Annotated in this window: 15 protein-coding genes and 2 tRNA genes; 7 read left to right on the top strand and 10 right to left on the bottom strand. The window is 54.3% G+C overall.

From position 1 onward, the window contains the following. Positions 1 to 17 precede the first annotated feature (17 nt). Entirely contained in the window at positions 18 to 1,868 is a 1,851-nt protein-coding gene (locus B4B27_RS11790) for a DNA topoisomerase IV subunit B (protein ID WP_072811200.1), read from the bottom strand. A 183-nt stretch (positions 1,869 to 2,051) separates the two neighbouring features. Between B4B27_RS11790 and B4B27_RS11785 the strand changes: the two genes are divergently transcribed. Next, positions 2,052 to 3,458, top strand: a complete 1,407-nt coding sequence (locus tag B4B27_RS11785) for an FISUMP domain-containing protein (RefSeq protein ID WP_290726726.1) — start codon at positions 2,052 to 2,054, stop codon at positions 3,456 to 3,458. A 73-nt stretch (positions 3,459 to 3,531) separates the two neighbouring features. After that, complete coding sequence (locus B4B27_RS11780; protein ID WP_290726724.1) at positions 3,532 to 4,371, top strand: fibrobacter succinogenes major paralogous domain-containing protein; 840 nt, start codon at positions 3,532 to 3,534, stop codon at positions 4,369 to 4,371. Between the two features lie 53 nt (positions 4,372 to 4,424). On the opposite strand, the gene pheT is transcribed toward B4B27_RS11780, so the two are convergent. From pheT to B4B27_RS11765, 3 genes are all read right to left on the bottom strand, one after another. Beyond that, on the bottom strand, positions 4,425 to 6,860 hold the full coding sequence (gene pheT, locus B4B27_RS11775) for a phenylalanine--tRNA ligase subunit beta (RefSeq protein WP_290726722.1): 2,436 nt from the start codon (positions 6,858 to 6,860) through the stop codon (positions 4,425 to 4,427). Between the two features lie 107 nt (positions 6,861 to 6,967). After that, positions 6,968 to 7,897, bottom strand: coding sequence for a LysR family transcriptional regulator (locus B4B27_RS11770; RefSeq protein WP_290726720.1), 930 nt, complete (start codon positions 7,895 to 7,897; stop codon positions 6,968 to 6,970). A gap of 71 nt (positions 7,898 to 7,968) precedes the next feature. Then, entirely contained in the window at positions 7,969 to 8,427 is a 459-nt protein-coding gene (locus B4B27_RS11765) for an RrF2 family transcriptional regulator (protein WP_173380736.1), read from the bottom strand. Positions 8,428 to 8,507: 80 nt separating this feature from the next. Between B4B27_RS11765 and B4B27_RS11760 the strand changes: the two genes are divergently transcribed. Beyond that, entirely contained in the window at positions 8,508 to 9,242 is a 735-nt protein-coding gene (locus B4B27_RS11760; protein ID WP_290726717.1) for an IMP cyclohydrolase, read from the top strand. An 83-nt stretch (positions 9,243 to 9,325) separates the two neighbouring features. Here B4B27_RS11760 and B4B27_RS11755 read toward each other — a convergent pair whose 3' ends face one another. Next, positions 9,326 to 9,883 carry a methylated-DNA--[protein]-cysteine S-methyltransferase gene (locus B4B27_RS11755; RefSeq protein ID WP_173380738.1) on the bottom strand — a complete coding sequence of 186 codons (558 nt, stop codon included), beginning with the start codon at positions 9,881 to 9,883 and terminating at the stop codon, positions 9,326 to 9,328. Positions 9,884 to 9,966: 83 nt separating this feature from the next. Here B4B27_RS11755 and B4B27_RS11750 point away from each other — a divergent pair, with 83 nt between their 5' ends. The 4 genes from B4B27_RS11750 (at position 9,967) to B4B27_RS11735 (ending at position 17,452) form a co-directional block, all read left to right on the top strand. Beyond that, complete coding sequence (locus B4B27_RS11750) at positions 9,967 to 12,588, top strand: FISUMP domain-containing protein (RefSeq protein ID WP_290726714.1); 2,622 nt, start codon at positions 9,967 to 9,969, stop codon at positions 12,586 to 12,588. An 84-nt stretch (positions 12,589 to 12,672) separates the two neighbouring features. Beyond that, entirely contained in the window at positions 12,673 to 16,227 is a 3,555-nt protein-coding gene (gene smc / locus B4B27_RS11745) for a chromosome segregation protein SMC (RefSeq protein WP_290726711.1), read from the top strand. A 1-nt stretch (position 16,228) separates the two neighbouring features. Beyond that, the gene (locus tag B4B27_RS11740; RefSeq protein ID WP_290726709.1) at positions 16,229 to 17,140 is read left to right on the top strand and encodes a DMT family transporter; all 912 of its coding nucleotides are present in this window, start codon (positions 16,229 to 16,231) and stop codon (positions 17,138 to 17,140) included. A 45-nt stretch (positions 17,141 to 17,185) separates the two neighbouring features. Further along, positions 17,186 to 17,452 carry a hypothetical protein gene (locus tag B4B27_RS11735; RefSeq protein WP_173380742.1) on the top strand — a complete coding sequence of 89 codons (267 nt, stop codon included), beginning with the start codon at positions 17,186 to 17,188 and terminating at the stop codon, positions 17,450 to 17,452. Positions 17,453 to 17,523: 71 nt separating this feature from the next. On the opposite strand, the gene B4B27_RS11730 is transcribed toward B4B27_RS11735, so the two are convergent. The 5 genes from B4B27_RS11730 to B4B27_RS11710 all read right to left on the bottom strand — a co-directional run bounded on the left by B4B27_RS11730 (position 17,524) and on the right by B4B27_RS11710 (position 19,649). Beyond that, positions 17,524 to 17,599, bottom strand: a tRNA-Asp gene (locus B4B27_RS11730). 23 nt (positions 17,600 to 17,622) lie between these two features. Continuing rightward, positions 17,623 to 17,697: transfer RNA gene (locus B4B27_RS11725), tRNA-Val, on the bottom strand. Between the two features lie 6 nt (positions 17,698 to 17,703). After that, the gene (locus B4B27_RS11720) at positions 17,704 to 17,901 is read right to left on the bottom strand and encodes a hypothetical protein (RefSeq protein ID WP_173380743.1); all 198 of its coding nucleotides are present in this window, start codon (positions 17,899 to 17,901) and stop codon (positions 17,704 to 17,706) included. Between the two features lie 111 nt (positions 17,902 to 18,012). Further along, positions 18,013 to 18,549 (bottom strand): hypothetical protein, encoded by a 537-nt coding sequence (locus tag B4B27_RS11715; RefSeq protein WP_290726705.1) that lies wholly within the window; start codon positions 18,547 to 18,549, stop codon positions 18,013 to 18,015. Continuing rightward, the gene (locus tag B4B27_RS11710; protein ID WP_290726703.1) at positions 18,549 to 19,649 is read right to left on the bottom strand and encodes an outer membrane protein; all 1,101 of its coding nucleotides are present in this window, start codon (positions 19,647 to 19,649) and stop codon (positions 18,549 to 18,551) included. Before B4B27_RS11710 ends, B4B27_RS11715 begins: the two co-directional genes overlap by 1 nt. Between the last annotated feature and the right edge of the window lie 93 nt (positions 19,650 to 19,742).

The following is a 19,742-nucleotide window of genomic DNA, read 5'->3' as shown; positions in this document are numbered from 1 at the left end:
AATATCTTTCGTCTAAATTAAAGTTCCTCTACCGCCTCGGTGCGCAGGTTTTCGACGATGTAGTCCTGGCGGGCCTGGGTGTTCTTGCCCATGTAGTATTCCAGCAACTTGCCGAGCGATGCGTCGCTTGGCATGGTGACGGTCTCCAGGTGCATGTTTTCGCCGATAAGCAGCTTGAAGTCCTCGGAATCCATTTCACCGAGACCTTTGAAGCGCGTGATTTCCAAATCCTTCTTGTTGATTTCCTTCGCGGCCTTGTCGCGTTCCTCTTCGTCATAGCAGTAGAAGGTCTTCTTCTTGTCCTTGCGGTTGCGCACGCGGAAAAGCGGTGCCTGCAATATGTAGAGGTGTTTTTCCTGCACGAGTTCCGGGAAGTACTGCAAGAAGAACGTCATCACTAGGAGGCGGATGTGCATGCCGTCCACGTCGGCATCGGTCGCGATAATCACCTTGTCGTAGCGCAGGTCCTCGAGCCCGTTTTCGATGTTGAGAGCGGCCTGGAGCAGGTTCCATTCCTCGTTCTCGTACACGATTTTCTTGGAAAGGCCGTAGCTGTTCTTCGGCTTGCCGCGCAGGCTGAACACCGCCTGGGTCTTGGGGTTGCGGGCCGTGGTGATGGTACCGGAGGCGGAATTACCCTCGGTAATGAATATCATGGTCTCGCTCTTGAGCGGGTTCTTGGCGTCGGTGAGGTGCACGCTGCAGTCACGGAGCTTCTTGTTGTTGAGGTTCGCCTTCTTGGCGCGCTCGTTGGCGAGTTTCTTGACGCCGGCCAGTTCCTTGCGCAACTTTTCGTTCTGGTTGATGCGCTCCAGGAGCTTCTTGGCCGTATCCTCGTTCTTGTGGAGGTAATTGTCCAGTTCGCGGGCCACAAAATCCACAATCCAGGTACGAAGCGCGGGGCCGTTCGGGGCCGTGGTGGTGGACCCCAGCTTCGTTTTGGTCTGGGATTCAAAAACCGGTTCCTGGATGCGCACGGAAACGGCTCCCACGATGCAGTTGCGCACGTCGGATGCGTCGTATTCCTTCTTGAAGTGGTCGCGCACGCCCTTCACCAGGCCCTCGCGGAATGCCGCCTGGTGGGTACCGCCCTGGGTGGTGTGCTGGCCGTTCACGAAACTGAAGTAGTGCTCGCCTTCCTGGTTCGAGTGCGTGATGGCGAACTCGATGTCCTTGCCCTTGCAGTGGATGACCGGGTAGCGGATGGTGTCGTCGGTGCGGCTGTGGAGCAGGTCCAAGAGTCCGTTCGGGCTGTTGTAATCCTTGCCGTTCATCACCAGCGTGAGCCCGTTGTTCAGGTAGGCGTAGTTCCAGATCTTCTCTTCCATGTAGGCGGGGAGGAACCGGAAGTTCTTGAACAGGTCGTTATCAGGCTCGAAGTAGATTTCGGTGCCGTTTTTCTCGGTGGTGGAGGTAATCTTGAAGTCCTTCACCAAGATGCCCTTGCTGAACTCGGCGCGCTTGACCTTGCCGTCGCGGAAACTTTGTACGATAAACTTTGTGGAGAGCGCGTTCACCGCCTTGGTACCCACGCCGTTCATGCCCACAGACTTCTGGAAGGCTTCGGAATCGTACTTGCCGCCCGTATTCATCTTCGACACGCAGTCGATGACCTTCTCGAGAGGGATGCCGCGGCCGTAGTCGCGCACGCGGCAACTGTGGTCTTCCATGTCGATTTCAATCTTCTTGCCCGCGCCCATGGCGAACTCGTCGATGGAGTTGTCGATAACTTCCTTCGCGAGCACGTAGATGCCGTCGTCGGGGCTCTGTCCGTCGCCCAGCTTGCCGATGTACATACCGGGGCGGAGCCTAATGTGTTCGTACCAATCTAGAGTCTTGATGCTGTCCTTGTCGTACTTTACAGCCATTATCTACCTTTCAAAACTAAAAAAATGCCTTTTTTCGCCAATTTTAAGAAATTTCGCGAGATATCTTGCGGAAAATGCCCGGACTCGCGGCTCCGGTCCGCCCTTTGCCCCCAATATAGCAAAAATTTTTGTCAAAGAGTGACAATTTGTGCAGTAGGCAACCTTTTTTATATTTGTCCATATATGCGCAAGTTCGTTCCTGTATTTCTCCTGTGGCTTTCCCCGTTTTTGCTCCTTTTGTCCATTGTCTTGGCCTGTTCCGAAAACGACAAGTTTCTTGCGCATGGCACGACCGAAGAAGAGAATGCCCAGATTATCAAGGATACCGTTGCTTATCTCAAACTCCTGAAAACCTGGGAGCCGGAACAATCCGCCGATTCGGAAAAGGTCGTGCTCGAAGGGGATTCGTCCGTTTCGTGGTACAATGTTGTTTTCTTGAGAGCTCCGAAGCCATACTTTAACTATACCGATATGGGGGCCGACTCTGCCGTCTGCACCGTGAATGTCTATGAAGATGAAAACGGCGTCCGGCTTGTGGTGGACCTTGATTCTGCCAGGGAACTCTTTACGCAGCTTTTGCAGCGCGATTCCATGATGGCAATTGTCGTAGACCGTCTTGACAAGACCTATGATATGGACAATCCGGCTGCCGGTTGCAAGGCGGATTCCCTTTCCTTCGTGGAACGCTGTGAAAATGCAAAGGGATCGGTCGAGGATCAGCTCGGGCTTGCGTGCAATGAACTCCACTTGATCTGTACCCAGGAAATCATGCCGAACAAAACGGCGGAAGAGTTTATGGACAGTACGGCTACGGAGCTGAAGAGCCGTTGTGCGGAAGCCCTGGGACTTTCCCTCAACGAAATGGGTAACGGGCGCCTCGACGGAAAGTTCTCGTGGCGCTACCTGAACCCTGAACTTTCTTATGGCGAGGTCGTGGACGAACGCGACGGGCAGGTGTATAAGACGATAGCCATCGATTCCCTTGTTTGGATGGCGGAAAACCTGGGCTATGCGGATAGCGATTTGACTCCGAGCCTGCTCGGGAAGAACTGGTGCTACGACAATGAACCGGACAGCTGTATAAAGTATGGTAGGCTCTATACGTGGGGCGCGGCCATCGACTCGGTCGCCCTGGCGAACGATCCCGAAAATCCGCGGGAATGCGGCAACGGGACTGACTGCCGTGACTTGACCCATATCCAGGGGCTTTGCATGGACGGTTGGCATTTGCCGTCATCTTCGGAAATACATATCCTTGAAGATGTGGCGGCAACGGGAACGCCTCATGTAGCTGTCGTTGGGTCGGACGATGAGTGGCCTTATGGTTCCATTACGCTCAGAAGCGCTTACCTTTGGGAATATGGTATCGATGCTTACGGTTTTTCGCTGCTGCCGGGCGGCTATTACCTTTTCGATACGGATGAATTCAAAAAAGTTGGCGAGGAGGGCTATTTCTGGTCGCTTGACTATGCCGAAGAATATGCCTGGATGTTTATTATGTACGATGGGAAGGCTGCTACCGGGTCGACGAACCTGGGAATCAACGAAAAGTACAAGTTCGCCATTCCGATCCGTTGCGTGAAGGATTAATCACAGGCTAGCGGAATTTGCTGAAAGAATCTGTCAAAAAAATTATTTTTACGAGAAAAGCATAGGAGGAATTATGAAACGATATTTTGGTGTTCTGTTGGCTTGTGCCGCGATTCTTGTTGCTTGCGGTGACGACGACAGCGACTTTGCGACCCGTCCCGATGGGAGAATGTCTTCATCCAGTGTCACGCCGAATTCGAACGGCAGCACAGAGGATTTCGATGCTCCCGTGAAACCCTGCAAGATGGGAAATGTGGATAATTGCGAGTACGGCACGGTGAAGGACGAACGCGATGGTCAGGTTTACAAGACCGTAAAAATCGGTGACCAGGAATGGATGGCCGAGAACCTCAATTTCGTAACAGACTCCAGTTTTTGCTATACAAACTCTGCGGACTCCTGCGCCAAGTATGGTCGCCTGTACTCGTGGAGTATTGCAATGGATAGTGCGGGAACGTGGTCTACGAATGGCGTGGGATGTGGGAGTAATCCTCCTTGTTCGCCAATATATCCGGTACAAGGAATATGCCCGCAAGGTTGGCATTTGCCGGATACCACGGAATGGGCTGCCCTTTTCACGGCTGTGGGTGGAAGTAGAAATTCTGAACGCGAATGGATATGGGATGGGGTGTGCAAGAAACTCAGGTCCGAGACCGATTGGCTAACCGAAGATTTATTCAGTTATGCACTCGATAGTGGCACTGATGCCTACGGGTTTTGTGCTTTACCGGCAGGTTTCAGGTATTCCAGTGGAGATTACACAAAAGAGGGTGGAGCTGCGTCCTTTTGGACTTCTAATCCGGACGATTACAAATATGCGTACAATGTGGAGCTGAGCTACGGCTTTGACTATGCACGTATGACCAACGCCTATGGTGCGCCTTGGCAATCAGTCCGTTGCGTCAAGGACTAAAAAGAAAACCGCCGAGGATGCCTCAGCGGTTTTAATCTTTATATAGGCGCGGTTTAGCGGAGCACGATGTCGCCGTTCGCGACGAGCTTGTCACGCAGCTTGTTGTGGGCCTTGTTGACTTCGTCGTCGGTGAGCGTGCGGTCCATGGCCTGGTAGGTGAGGCTGTAGACCATGTTCTTCTTGCCGGCTTCGATCTTGTCACCTTCGTAGATGCTCTTGAGGGTAATCTTCGCGAGGTTCTTGGGGTTGAGCCCCTTGATGCGGGCGACGATGTCCTCGTGGGTCATGGACTTCGCCACTTCGAGCGAGATGTCGCGGCTAGACGGCACCTGGCGGCTGAAGGCTTCGAACACGATTTTCTTGTGGGTGGCGTGTTCCATCTTGTCCATGTCGAGTTCCATCACGTAGGTGGTGTAGCTGATGTCGTTCGCGGCCATCACGGAGGGGTGGAGTTCGCCCATGGTGCCGAGCACCACGCCGTCGGCGAGGATTTCGGTCTGCTTGCCCGGGTGCAGGAAAATTTCAGGCTTGGCGGGCACGCGGAATTCCACCACGAGGCCAACGCGCTTGAGGAAGCTCTGCACGAATCCCTTGAACGCGGCAAAGTCAATCTGGGCGGGCTTGTCGTTGAGCGGGTTTGTATCGAAGTTGCCTGCAATCGTGAGGGCGACGAGGTTCGATTCGTCGAAGCCCGGGTCGCGCACGTCCTTGCGGTCGCGCTTGAACTGGCCCTTGGCCACTTCGAACAGGCGCACGGAACCGGGGCGGTTCTTCTCGTTCTCGGCAACGCTCTTGAGGAGGTTGGGGAGGAGTGAAGTCGGGACTGCGCCGAGTTCTTCGGAAAGCGGGTTCAGGAGCAGTGCGGGCTTGCTGCGGCGGTCGTCGCTTTCGGGGCCGAAGAGGGCCTCGGTGCGGGCCTTGCTCGTGAAGCGCAGGCTCAGGCATTCATGTAGGCCCATTGCGGAGAGCGTCTTGCGAATCTTCCTGTTCAGAACTTCAATCGGCGGGAGCTCGTTCGGCTGCATCTTGAAGGAGGGCAGCGTGTACGGGATGTTGTCGAACCCGACGAGGCGGGCGACTTCTTCGATGAGGTCCACTTCGCGTTCGAGGTCGGGGCGGAAGCTCGGAATCTTGAACGTGATGGAGTCTGCCGTCTTGGAGACGACTTCGAGGGCGATGCCCGTGAGGAACTTTTCCACCTGGGCCATATCGAGCTTCATGCCGATAACACGTTCGGCCTGCGCGATGCGGAGCGTGACCACGTTGCATTCCTTCTTGTGGTCGTCGCCGGTGTATTCGACAGTGCCCTTGAGAATACGGCCACCCGCGACTTCCTGGATGAGGGCGCAGGCGTACTTGCTGTATTCGTCCTGGGTCGCGAAGTCGATTTCGCGTTCAAAGCGGTAGCTGGAGTCGGTCGAGATGCAGAGGCGCTTCGCCTGCTTGCGGACCACCGTCGGGTTGAACCAGGCGCTCTCGAGGAACACGTTCTTGGTGGCATCAACGATTTCGGATTCGACGCCGCCCATCACGCCGGCAACGCAGGCCGGACGGTCGCCGTCGCAAATCACGAGGTCGTTTTCGACGAGTTCGTGAGCGGTGTGGTCAATCGTTTCAATCTTTTCGCCCTTCACGGCGCGGCGCACCTTGATCTTGTTGCCGTGGAGCTGGTCCATGTCGAAGCTGTGGAGCGGCTGGCCCACGTCCATCAAAATGAAGTTCGTGATATCGACGACGTTGTTGATGCTGTTCATGCCAACGGCGTGCAAAAGCTTCGCGAGCCAAGCCGGAGACTTTTCGACCTTCACGTCCTTGATGACGCGACCCACGTAGCGGGAGCAGCCGCAGCCGGGAACCACTTCGAGGCTAATGGCGGAACTTGCCGGTTCGGCGTCCTCGTTCAAGGTGTAGGCGAGCGGCTTTAGCGGGCGGTTGAACTTCGCGGCCAGTTCGCGGGCCACACCGCGGTGGCTCAAAGCGTCCGGGCGGTTCGGGGTCACGTTCAGTTCGAAGCAAACATCGTAGAGGCCGAGGCTCACGAACGGGGTACCTGCCGGAATGCTGTCGTCCAGGACCATGATGCCGGCGTGGTCGTCGCTAAGGCCGATTTCGTCTTCGGCGCAAATCATGCCGAAACTTTCCACGCCGCGGATCTTGGACTTCTTCATCTTGAGCGTGCCGCCGTCGGGGAGAGGGAGTTCTGCGCCAATGGGGGCGAGCACCACGGTCTGGCCTGCGGCTACGTTCGGGGCGCCACACACGACCTGGAGCGTTTCCTTGCCGTCGTTCACGGTGGTGATGTGCAGGTGGTCGCTGTCCGGGTGGGCTTCGCAGGTGAGGACCTTCGCCACCACGAGCTTTTCATAGACTTTGCCCGGTTCTTCCATGCCCTCGACTTCGAGGCCGATGGAGGTGAGGGCCTTTGCAACTTCTTCCGCAGATTCCGGAAGATCAACGTGACGTCTGAGCCAATTCAAAGAAACTTTCATCTTTCAATCCTTTATAGCATGGAACTTGCGACGAGCGCAACCCCCGTGCCTGCTTAAATTTTCGCGGGAAAATGTAGAAAAAATGGAAAAGAAAAGGAGAAAATATCTTAAACGGAGGCGCAGTTTGAGAGGTATTTCTGCAGTTCCTCGACGTAGCGCTCGCCCACAAGCCCGAGCAGCATGTTGCGCTTTGCAATGTAGCCGATTTCCATGACACGGTGGGCTTCCTCGCTCTTGTCCTTGAACGGGACGGCTAGGTAGTCTGAGCCGTTCAGTTCTTCGCAGATGATTCCGGAGCAGAGCGTGTAGCCGTTGAGGCCAATCATCAGGTTGAGCATGGTGGCGCGGTCGTTTGCCTTGATAGTGCGCTTGTATTCGTTTGTACTTAAAATTTCTTCGGCAAAGTAGAACGAGCTGTTGTCGCCCTGCTCGAAGGAGAGGCACGGATATTCCGCAAGTTCATCAAGCGTAATGAACTTGTTTTTTGCAAGCGGGTGGCCCTTCCACAGGTAAACATACGCCTTGCAGTCGATAAGCTTGTGGAACGCAAGGTCGCGGGCGTTCAGCAGGTTCGTAATGATCTTGCGGTTGAAATCGCTCAGGTAGAGGATTCCGATATCGCTTTTGAACGAGGCCACGTCCTCGATGACTTCCTTGGTGCGCGTTTCGCGGATGGCGAACTCGTATTTCTCGGTATCAAACAACTTAACAGTCTCGACAAAGCTCTTGACAGCGAAGGAGTAATGCTGCGTAGACACGCCGAACTTCTTCTTGCGCTTGCCAATCTTGCCGTACTTCTCGAGCACGGTTTCATAATGGTGGTAGAGTTCCCGCGCATACGAGATGAAGTCCTCGCCCTCGCTCGTGAGCTTGACACCGCGGCTCGTGCGGTTGAATATGAGGATATTCAGTTCGTCTTCCAGGTCGCGGATGGCGGCAGTGAGTGACGGCTGCGAGATATAGAGTTTTTCGGCGGCCTTGTTGAAGGAGCCTGTTTCTGCGATGGCGATGGCGTAACGGAGCTGTTGTAAAGTCATAAATTCCTACTAATTTGATAGGAAATATAGAAAATTTTCGAACGATGGAAAGGGGTAATTATAAATTTTCCCTATAATCCGCAGTTCCAGTTCTTGTCTTCGGGAATCTTGCCTTCGGAATTGGGCGTGTTGCGAGTGAACTGGTCGAGCTTTACGCCGTCCAGGTAGTCGCGGATCATTGTATCGAGCTCCGTCCAGACCGGGAGGGTGACGCATGTCTTGGCGCGAGGGCAGAGGTTTATCTTGGTGTCGAGGCAAGAAACAGGCGCAACGGAATTCTCCATGAGCGAAAGGATGCGCCAGACGCTGCATTCTCTGGGATCCACCTTCAATCGGTATCCACCGCCTTTGCCACGGGCGCCTTCGAGGAGTTTCCCGCGCACAAGCGTCCCGAGTATGCCTTCGAGGTATTTTTCCGAAATTTGCTCTCGTGCAGAAAGTTCCTGTAGCTTGGTGTATGTATCCTTGCCATTACGGGCCAGGTCTATCATCACGCGGAGTGCGTAGCGTCCTTTGGTCGAAATCCTCATGCCTTGAAAAATAGAACTTCTGAAACCGAACCGATGGTGGAGGCCTGTTCGAAATCCCCTTTTTTGCTAAATTTTGCACCATGAAATACACAGACGAAGCAAAACAGAATTTCAAGGCCCTCTCCAACAACCCCTATCCCGGACGCGGAATTATCCTCGGCGAAAGCGCCGACGGCAAGTCCTACGTGCAGGTGTACTGGATCATGGGCCGTAGCGTCAACAGCCGCAACCGCGTGTTCGAAATTGAACCCAAGACCGGCTTCATGAAGACGAAGGCCTTCGACGAATCCAAGCTCACGGACCCGCACCTGATTATCTACTACCCGGCACGCTACACGGCCGACGTCCAGATTATCACCAACGGCGACCAGACCGACACGATTTACGACGCCATCAAGCTCGGCGGCACCTTCGAAAGCGCTCTCCGCACGCGCCAGTACGAAGATGATGCCCCGAACTTCACGCCGCGCATCTCCGGCATCCATTACAAGAACGCAAGCCCCGCCGTGTACAAGCTCTCCATCCTCAAGAGCAGGGGCAACAGCGAAGAAGCCGGTTGCGAGCGCATGACGTTCGAATACGAGAAGGCCCTGCCGGGTCTCGGCCACTTCATCAGCACCTACGAAACCGACGGTAGCCCGATTCCTAGCTTCAACGGTTTCCCGAAACTGATGCCGATTTTCGACAACGCCGAAGATACGCTCAAAAAATACTGGGCCGCCCTGAACAAGGACAACAAGGTCTCTCTGATGGTCAAGTGGATCGACAAGAAGACCTTCAAGGCGAAAACGCTTATCGTGAATAAGAACAAATAGCAAGGTGAGTGTCGTGAGCAAGCTCGCTTGCTCATGACCGAACCGCAGCACTGTGGCTCGCGAAGCGAGCCCACAAGTAAGTCTTATTCCAGTTCGAGTTCGTTCTGAATGGCGCCTTCCATGCACAGGAGGCGCCTTTTCAAATCGGTGCCGAGCGCATAACCGCCGATTTTTCCCTTGCTCGTCACTACGCGGTGGCAGGGGATGATGACCTGGAGCGGGTTGTTGTGCAGCGTGTTCCCGACAGCGCGTTCTGCGTTCGGGTGCCCGATGGCTTCGGCGACCTGCTTGTACGTCCACGTCTTGCCGTAGGGAATCTTGCGGGTGGCCTCGAGGACGCTTACTTGAAATTCGGTGCCGTGGATGGCGATGGGGACGGTGAATTCGGTAATCTTCCCGGCGAGGTATTGGTTCAGTTCCTTGACAACATTGTTGTAGGCTTTCGCGGTGGAACGCTTCAGCGGGATGTCGGTATCGGCTGTCGCGTAGGCGCAGGCCTTGACCGAACTCGGGACAATTGACGATTCGCCCGAGCCCGAAAAGCGCAGCCCGCAGAGGGTGTTCCCTTCGAACGTGAAGGTCCATTCGCCCCACATGTTGCGGTGCTGGATGGTCTGGATGTTTTTTTGCGCTTTTCCCATGCCTGAAATATACACAATTTGGAGGTGTAGCTGCGTTTTTTTATATTTATGACAGGTGGTGTCGTGGGAAAATAGGAGGAATTATGGAAAAAAGATGTGCCCGGCGCGGTATCCAGGCGCTTTTGGTGGCGAGTCTGGCTTCTGCAGCCCTTATTGCCGGATGCGGTGACGACGAGAGTTTCTCTCCGGTCGCCAAAAACCGCGGCTATGACTACGCGTTTGTAAAAACAAACGAATTTGCGGAATACCCTTGCAACGAGATGCGCGAAGGCCGCGATGCGGTTGTCGGACGCGACAAGGACCGCTACGAGTGTATTTTCGACGAACGGGATTCCGTCTACCTGTGGGCGGGCGAGTCGGACACTCTTACGGCGAAGGGTCATGAATTTGTCCGAGCCGAATCGTCCAACAGCGAGGAAGAATCTTCCGATAGCGACGGTTTCTCGTCGAGCCGTTACTCATCCAGCAGTTCGCTGTACAGTTCCTCTAGCTACTCCAGCAGTTCTCGCTACAGCTCTTCCAGTTATTATTTTGATACCACCTGGACTTTTAGTGAAGACCATATCGGCCTGGCGTCTATCCCCTTTACCCTGACCACCAAGGACGAACTGCTCAACCCGGACGTCGAATACGGAACAATGTTGGATGAACGCGACGGCCAGGTCTATAGGACCGTAATCGTTGGAAACAGGGTCTGGATGGCTGAAAACCTCAATTTTGCAGGCAACGACGATTATCCGCTTGTGCTCGAACGTTCGGCATGCCTTAATTTCGATGATGACAACTGCGCCTTGCTGGGCCGATTGTATTCACGTGAAGCTGCCATGGACAATGTCTCCTGCATGTTTGGAGTCTCCTGCGATATAGGGGATACCTTGGTTCGCGGTGTATGCCCCAAGGGATGGCACATTCCATCTAACGCCGAGGCCTTGGCTCTAGTAAACGCTTTTGGCGATGAACTTGGTGACGTCCGCTCTGCAAAGGGTTGGTCCTCTTATAAAGAAGGGGTTAATACCTCGGGCTTTTCGATGCCGGCATCGGGGTGTCTTGATTTCGGGGATGATAGATTTGAAAGCCCCGGAAAGACAGGATACGTTTGGGCCTATATAAAAGGGTCGGATATGAGATACCTGATTTTCCGCGGGCCGTCGGATAATGATGTTATTATACATTCCGGTTATTCGAGCAATATTTTCGTCTCGGTTCGCTGTATATCGGATGACACGTTGAAAGTAGCCTTGTCTTCTTCTTCAAGAGTGTCATCTTCGAGCGTTTCATCTTCGAGTGTCTCGTCGAGTAGCGCGAAGTCATCTAGCAGCTCTGTGGTTTCTTCTGCGTCCAAGGACAACTTCTTCAACCCGGATGTCACTTACGGAACTCTGAAGGATAGTCGCGATGGGCAGGTGTACAAGACCGTCGAAATAAATGGTACTACATGGATGGCGGAAAACCTGAACTTTGCAGGAAACAGCGACTGGCCGCTCCCGAAGAGCTATTCCTACTGTTACGGCGGACTCACCGCCAACTGCGAACTGTATGGAAGGCTGTATGACCGCGCCGCAGCTATGAACAGCACCACTTGCGGTTATGGAAAGTCGTGTAGCTTATATGATGGCTTGAATAGGGGCGTGTGTCCAGACGGGTGGCATATTCCGTCAGAAGAAGAAGTCGACGATTTGATGGACTTCACTTTGGGCAACAGGAAGACCTTGCGGTCAGTGGACGGATGGGTTGATAGGGAAGTCGGTGCGAATGAATCAGGTTTTTCTCTGGTGGGCTCCGGAGTCAGGGCCGACAAGAACTATGTAAATCAGGGCAGGTTTGCTGCGCTCTGGTATTATTCCACCGGGGTTGTCCAAAACTATCTGGTATTTTCGGGTGTCGAGGACAAGATGTATTTGACGGAAAATTCGAAAGAGACGGTGTACATTTCGGTGCGTTGCGTGAAGGGTGCTGGTGCCGAACCCGCTTCTTCGGGCAGTACAAAATCGTCAAGTAGCGGGAATTCGTCGAACGTCGAAAGTTCCTCGAGCGAAGAATCTTCGAGTTCGTTTGATAAGACCGTGCTTTTCAATTCGGCGGTAAGCTATGGCGAAATGACGGACTCGCGCGATGGACAGACGTACAGGACGTTGAATATAGCGGGGCGTACCTGGATGGCGGAAAACCTGAACTTTGCGGATTCTTCGAAACTCCCCATCCTGAAGGGGAACAACCGCTGCTATGATGATGACCCGAGCGAATGCGTAGCCTTCGGGCGCCTGTACAGCAGGGAGGCTGCACTGAACGACAGTCGGTGCACATGTTATAACGGAACGTGCCCCTCGATGTCTGGCAATGTTCAGGGCGTCTGCCCCGACGGGTGGCATATTCCCTCGAAAAGCGAGGCTGAACAACTGGCGAACTTGAACGCGAATCAGGCTAGTAGTCTGAATTCGTCCTATGGGTGGGCTGCAGACCATAGAGGCAACAATTCTACGGGCATGTCCCTTGTAGGAGCCGGTGTGTATCAACGCCAAACCGGCTCTGTCGGATTTAAGGGAAAGGGAAACTATACCAATCTGTGGGTTTACGACGCGTCGACCCCGAATGAAAATTGGTATCTGATGGATGTAGGAAAAAGCGCATCGGGAAATGGAATCATTGCGGTCGAGGATGAAGCCGGGTATGACCCGTTTTATACAGTCCGCTGCATTAAAAACTGACGGAGCCCAAGGAGGGGATAAGAAGCGCCATTCTAGGAGCATAATTGCCCCAAAAACTGTTTTTTAACTATCTTTCAGCTTGAAGTGCAGATTACAAAGCTAAAGATTTTTGGATTCAAGTCCTTTGCCCAGAGGACGGAAATTAACTTCCCGACGAAGGGACTTACCGCCGTGGTTGGTCCGAACGGTTGCGGCAAGTCTAACATTACCGACGCCATCCGTTGGGTTCTGGGCGAACAGAAGGCTGCCCTCTTGCGCATGAGCAAGATGCAGGACGTGATTTTCAGCGGTACCGAGGAACGTGCCGCGATGAGCCTTGCCGAGGTTTCCATCGTCATCGACAACAGCGACGGTACCCTCGCTTCGGAATATTCCGAAGTAATCGTCACACGCCGCGTCCACCGCGACGGGTCGGGCGAATACCTCATCAACAACCAGGAATGCCGCCTGCGCGATGTCCATGCGCTGCTATTCGACTCCGGTCTCGGTTCGAGTACCTATTCGCAGATGAACGCCGACATGATCAAGTCGGTGCTTAGCGATAAGGCGGACGACCGCCGCGTGCTGTTCGAAGAGGCTGCGGGCGTGAGCAAGTACCGCCAGCAGAGGAAGGAGGCCGTGCGCCAGCTCGAACGCGTGCAGATGGACATGGAGCGCGTGGAAGACAACCTGCGCTCTACCCGCCGTTCCGTACGCCAGTACGAGACCCAAGCGGAAAAGGTCGAGGAATACAAGAAACTCAACAAGCGCCTTCGCGAACTGGACCTCTCGGTTAGCCTCGATAAATTCGAAGATTTTAAGGAAGGTCTCGAGACCCTGAATACGTCGGCCCGCCGCATGGAGCACGAGGTCGAGTCATCCAAGACGAAGGCGACCGAACTCCAGACGAAAATCGAGGAAAAGAAGCTCGATATCAGCGAAGACGAGAACGCCTACCGCGAACTGGAACGACAGGTCCAGGCGGCGACCATCGAACTCAATAACCTGAACAACGACATTGTGCGCTTGCGCGATTCCATTTCGGCCATGGAGGCCGCGAACGAGAAGGCGCAGGAAGAAATTACCCGCAGCAACTCGAAGGTCGATGAACTCATCCGCGAACGTGAACGCCTGGAAGAAGAAAACGCGGTGCTCGGAAACGACAGCGAGATGGACGAGATGAATTCCCTCCTGGAACGCGAACGCGAAGCGCTCCAGGTGATGCGCGACCGCCTCGATGACTTGCGCACGCGCTCCAGGGAACTTTCCAACGAGCGCCTGCAGACGGCAAATGCCGTGAACGCGCTGCGCGGCCGTTTTGAACGCGCGGATGCCGAAACCGATATGCTGCGTTCGAACGTCGAAGGCTACAACGCCGAACTCGAAAGTTTATATGCAAAGAGATCCGAAGCCGAGTCGGCTGCCCGCGATATCCAGCAGGGCATGGACGAATCCCGTTCGGCTATAACGTCTCTCGAAGAGCAGCGCTCCGTGCGAGAAGAACGCATCGAGTCGCTCAAGGCCGACCTGCAAGGTTTACAGGCCCGTATCGCCGAACTCAAGAACGACGAGGCGAGGCTCCAGTCTCGGATCGACGTGCTCCAGAGCGTGTCGCAGGATGCGTCCGATGCGAACCGCTGGATTGCCGAAAACAAGGCCAATCTTGCGCGTGGGCTCCTTTCGGAGCGCCTGGATGCGCCTCCCGAATATGCGTCCCGTGTCGAAAGTGCCCTTGGCGACATGCTTGATTCCGTCGTGGTCGAAAATTCGGCTGCCGCAAAATCCCTTGTCGAAGCACTGCGCGAACAGAACGTGGGCCAGGCTCTCATGGCTCTCGTTTCCAATCCGCGTCCGCCTTATGCCGGCACGGTGGAAGGGGAGGGCGTTGTCGGTCCCGTCTCGAATTTTGTCAAGACGGATGATACGACCCGCGCATGGCTCGATGGAGTCCTTTCCCGCTACATCCTGGTCGAATCTTTTGATGCTGCCCTGAATCTTTCGCTCAAGTACGGCTGTGAGGACCTTTGCTTTGTCGCTCCCGAGGCGAGCATCCGCACGGCGGGTCTTGTCTCGACTGGTGCCCCCACGTCCGGCTCGCTCAGCCGCAAGAACGAGATTGCCGAGGCCGAGAAGGCGCTCGCCGGGGCCTTGGATGAACTTGGACAAAAGCAGGACGAAGTTGCTCGTCTGCAGGAGACCTTGGACGAGGAACAGCAACTCCTTGTCTCGCTCAACGACGATATCCGCGAAATGCAGAATTCGCTTCTCGGAGGCGATGCCGCCATTTCTATCCAGAAGAATACGGCGGCGACCTGCGAGCTGCGCATCGCACAGCTGGAGCAGGCCCGCGAGCAGGCCACTCGTCGTATCGACGAGGCCCAGGCGACGCGGGAATCGGATGCCGAACTGTCGGCAGCCGAAGTTGCCGCCGAGCGTGCAGAAACTGAATATTCCCGTGTGAACGATGAACTCCAGGAACAGGAGACGATGTTCCGCGAAAAGGATGAGGAAGTCCGCGACCTCGAACGGAGCGCCCTCGACAAGAATGCGAAACTTGCGCAGAATACGAGCCGCCTCGGCAATATCGCCGACCAGATTGAATTCCTCGGAAACGTCATCCAGTCCCGTAATGACGAAATCGCGAAGAACAACGAAGCTTCGGAAAAATTCAAGTCCGATATCGAAGGCTTTGCCGACCAGCTTCAGACGAAGGATTCGGCGCTCCGCGAACTCGAAAGCCAGCGCGACCTGGCCCGTGAAAAGTACGAACTCGTATCGGGAGATCTCGAAGAATGGCGTTCCGAGGTGAACCGCCTCCGCGACGACATGATCGAGAAGATGAAGGACTTGAACGATGTGGGCCGCCGACAGGAAGCCTTGCAGGCGAACGTCGAGAGGCTTTCGGAACGCATCACCAACGAATATTCCGTTGACCTGGCTAATCCCGAAGGCGTCGAACGTGTGGAGTATAGCCAGCCTGAGGCCGATCGCGAAATCCGTGAACTTCGAGGCAAAATCAAGGACCTGGGCCCCATCAATGTGAACGTGATGGAAGACTACGAAGACGAGAAGAAGCGCCTGGAAGAAGTCGAGAAGCAGTTTGACGACCTCGACCGTGCCCGCGCCTCGCTCGACCGCACCATCACCAAACTCGACGATATCGCCCGCACGCGCTACCTCGAGACGTTCGAACGCATCCAGAAGAATTTCCAGTTCGTGTTCAGCAAGCTGTTCCTGAACGGCGAAACCAAGATGAGCCTCGTGGAAAAGCTCGACGAGAACGGCAAGCCGATGGACATTCTCGATGCTGACATCGAAATCAACGTTCGCCCGACCGGCAAGAAGATGCGTGGTATCAAGGCGCTTTCCGGCGGTGAACACGCGCTTACAGCAACGGCGCTCCTGTTCGCAATTTACATGGAAAAGCCGTCTCCGTACTGCGTGCTGGACGAAGTGGATGGTCCGCTTGATGACGCTAACGTCGGTCGCTTTATGGCGCTCCTCCGCGAATTCAGCAAGCAGACTTTGTTCATCGTCGTGACGCATAACAAGCGTACCATGGCCGAAGCCGACATGCTCTATGGTGTGACCCAGGAAATCAAGGGTATTTCCCGCATCGCCAGCGTTCAGCTCGCCGACGCAACTAAGTTCGCGATTTAGTATGCCCCGTATTCCTCATACAGTCATCCCCGCGAAGGCGGGGATTTTCGCTTTCAAAGGTTTCGTCTTCGCCGCTCTTTCTGCGATTTGCTACGGCACGAATCCGTTGGGCGCCCTGCATCTGTACGCCCAGAATTACTCGCCGGAGACGGTTCTCTTTTACCGTTTCTTCACGGCAGCACTTCTCCTTTTTGTGGTGATTCTTGCGAAGGGCTCGCACTTTAAAATTTCATTCCGCGAATTCGGTGCGCTTGTCGCGTTCGGATTCCTCTTTGCGGTGAGTTCGCTTACATATTATGCTTCGTTCAAGTACATGGACGCGGGGCTTGCTTCAACGCTATTGTTCCTTTATCCGCTAGAAGTCTCGGTGCTCATGGCGGTGTTCTTCAAAGAGAAAATCAAGACCTGGACCGTCATTTCGATTGCGGTCTCTATGGCTGGCGTGGCGCTCCTGTATCGCGGCAGTGACGGTACCGCGCTTAGCTCGGTGGGGCTTGCACTCGTTTTTGCGTCTTCGCTCTCGTATGCGATTTACATGGTGATGGCAAACCGCATCAACCTGCAGATGGGGGCGGTGAAGATGACGTTTTACGCCATCTGTTTCTGCCTTCTCTTCTTGTTGCTTTATTCGGTAACGCTCGGTTCTGGCCTCCCGCCGCTTTTTACGCAGGCAAGTTCGTGGGGCTGGGGCTTTATGCTTGGCCTCGTGCCGACGGTGCTTTCGCTTATCTTCATGGTCAAGGCCGTTAAAATCATCGGCTCCACGCCCACGGCAATTCTTGGCGCTTTGGAACCCGTGACCGCCGTGACGATTGGTGTGACTGTGTTTGCCGAAACGCTGACTACGCGCATCATGGCTGGCATCGCCTTGATTCTTGTGTCTACCGTGCTTATAGCCATCAAGCGAAAATAGCGTCTGTAATTAATTTCGCGACCACTTTTTACTATATTCCTGAACATGCAGACAACCTGTTCAAAATGCAATAAGGAATTCAATGACAAGGTGGGAATGTCCCCCTTGCAGAGCAACATGGCTATTCGCGTGCGCAACAGGGTAGGGAACATCTGCCCCGAGTGTCGCGAGGAAATTTGCAGGACGCGTCGTGGATGGTGGAAGATGTGGTTTTACGACTTGAAGGTCGCCGCACTCTGCTTCTTGATTCTCTTGCCGATGTTCCTGCTGTTTGCTGCGCTGACTGCGTTTCTCGCACTATATGTGCTGTAATCTAGGCTTGGCCTCAATCGGGTAAAAACGTATAAAAACGAAAACGCCTCTCTATTGAGAGACGTTTTTCGCGGGATAGACGAGGCTTGAACTCGCAACCTCCGGCGTGACAGGCCGGTGCTCTAACCAAAATTGAGCTACCACCCCAAATCGTTTCCGATTTTCGGTAGTGGGCGATAACGGATTCGAACCGCTGACATTCTGCTTGTAAGGCAGACGCTCTGAACCAACTGAGCTAATCGCCCGAAATTTTAATCCTGCTTGTCCTGCTTTTTGCCGGTCCAGAGGATTCCGAGAGGAATCACGACTACGTAGGCAACGACCAGGATGAGAGGAGCAACCGTGAGGCTTACCGGATTATCTGCCGGGCCGGTGGCGAGGCAAAGGAATCCGATTGCGAGCAGTAAAACGCCGATTGCAATAAGAACAAAATTCTTTTTATTCAACATTTACTACCATCCTTTGGGTTACGTGCCAAATATAAAAATATTTCGCTTGTTGTCAAGTAAAAACGCGCTTTTCACACGAAAAAGCCCGGTTTTGTCCGGGCTGCGTTTCGTTTAGTATTCGTTTGGTACCAAGGGGGCGGGGGGCTCGGCGGGCGCCGTAGGCCCGGTCGCCGGTTCGGCGTTTGCCTCGCTATTGCTTGGCGAAGGGCCCTTTTCCCAGACGCTTTCACTTTCGGAGAGTGGCGAAGTGTCCCATGAACTCTTCTGCCCTGACGGAGATTCTGTTTCCGAGTAGTTCCTGTAGTTGATGGGAATGAAAACTTCGTCGGGGTATGCCTGATACAGATACAGCGAAGTGAAGTAGGTGCAGAAGCCCCAGAGCACGCTGGCGGTCGTCATTTCGCGGCGGATGGACTTGCTGCCCACGATTTTGCCGTTCTTGACGAGTTCCAAGTCTAGAGTGTGCGGACTTCCTCGCTGTGAAATCTTGCAGTCCTGGCTACTTTCGCAAAGAAGTGCTCCGTTGCCGTACACTTCGTAGTTGCGGCCATCTGCAGCCATGATCTTTGTCTGGCTGAAGAAGCAACCGCAAAGGCTAAGCGATGAGGCCAGGCAGGCTACACATAAGAACCTGCTTGCGTACTTCATTAGAACCCGTAGCCCAGTTTGAGGTTGAACATGAATCCCTGGAAGAGCTTGCGGGACTTGCTGGGCAGATCGCTGTCGCTATCCCAGCTGTCGTATTTGTTCCATTCTTCCTCGGTAATCTTATCCTTGGGTTCTGCCAGCTTGTAGAAGTTGACGAAGTATTTGGCTTCGGCGAAGAGGACGATGTTGCTTGCGCGGTTGAGCATCACGCCGCCGCCGACGAAAGCTCCGATGCCGGATTTTGAATCCGAGTAGCTCCTCTTCGTGTCTTCTTCGGTCGTCTTGTAATCTTTAATGGAAGAATCGTAGCGTGAGACCTTGGAATGGACCGTAACGTCGGTATTGTAGTCGACGGCCGAGTAGTTCATACCGCCACCGATGTAAGGAGCAATAAACTTGCGGCCGAAGGCGTAGTAGGCGGAAATGGCGAAGTCTAGGTAGTTGTAGCGGGAATCGTCGCTCATGCCCCAGAAGTTCGCATCAAGGCCGATGAGGAAGCTCTGGGTGTCGTACATGCCGAATACGTTGAGACCGGGAGCCATGTCGACGGAGGGGGAGAGCGGAACCATGCCGCCAAGGCCCAGGCCGAAGTAAGAATACGCTTTCATGCGCTTGGGCTGCTTGGTTTCGTTCTGGGTGACGTTATAGATATCCTGGTCGTTGGTCGCCTTCTGCTTTGTGCCGATGGTGCGGGCCACGCGCTGGATAATCGGGTCGAAGTCATCGGGGTTTGCTGCCTTGAGGCGGTCCTGCCAGATGGGGGCTTCGCTTCCGGTATTGTACAGCTTGAAGGACAGGATTACGTTTTCGCCCAGGCGGGTGAATTCGGCAATGAGGATCTTGGAGCAGCCCTTGGATACGGCCTTGTTGTTGAGGGTTTCCGGCTTGCTGATGTCGACACTGTCTTCGACGGTTCCTTCAATGAGAATGAAGCGGCCGTCGTCTTCAATGTAGGTCTTCATGAGCTTCTGGGCTGCAATGCCGTAGTCGCTGTGGATGTTCGTTGTGCCGACTGGCGGCATGTAGACTTTTTCTGCGGCGGTCGCATAGGCTGCGAAAATAGCGGCAGAAATCAAGATGCTTCGAATGAACTTTTTCATGGTGTTCCTCCTTGTTTATGCATACAAAATATAAAAAAAAACGTTAAAAGCAAAGGCCTTTCCTATGGAACGGCCTTTTTGCTGATTTGTGTG

The sequence above is a fragment of the Fibrobacter sp. UBA2449 genome, assembly GCF_002342555.1.
In the GTDB taxonomy this organism is placed as follows: Bacteria; Fibrobacterota; Fibrobacteria; order Fibrobacterales; family Fibrobacteraceae; genus Fibrobacter.
This window is presented reverse-complemented; position numbering and strand designations above follow the sequence as displayed.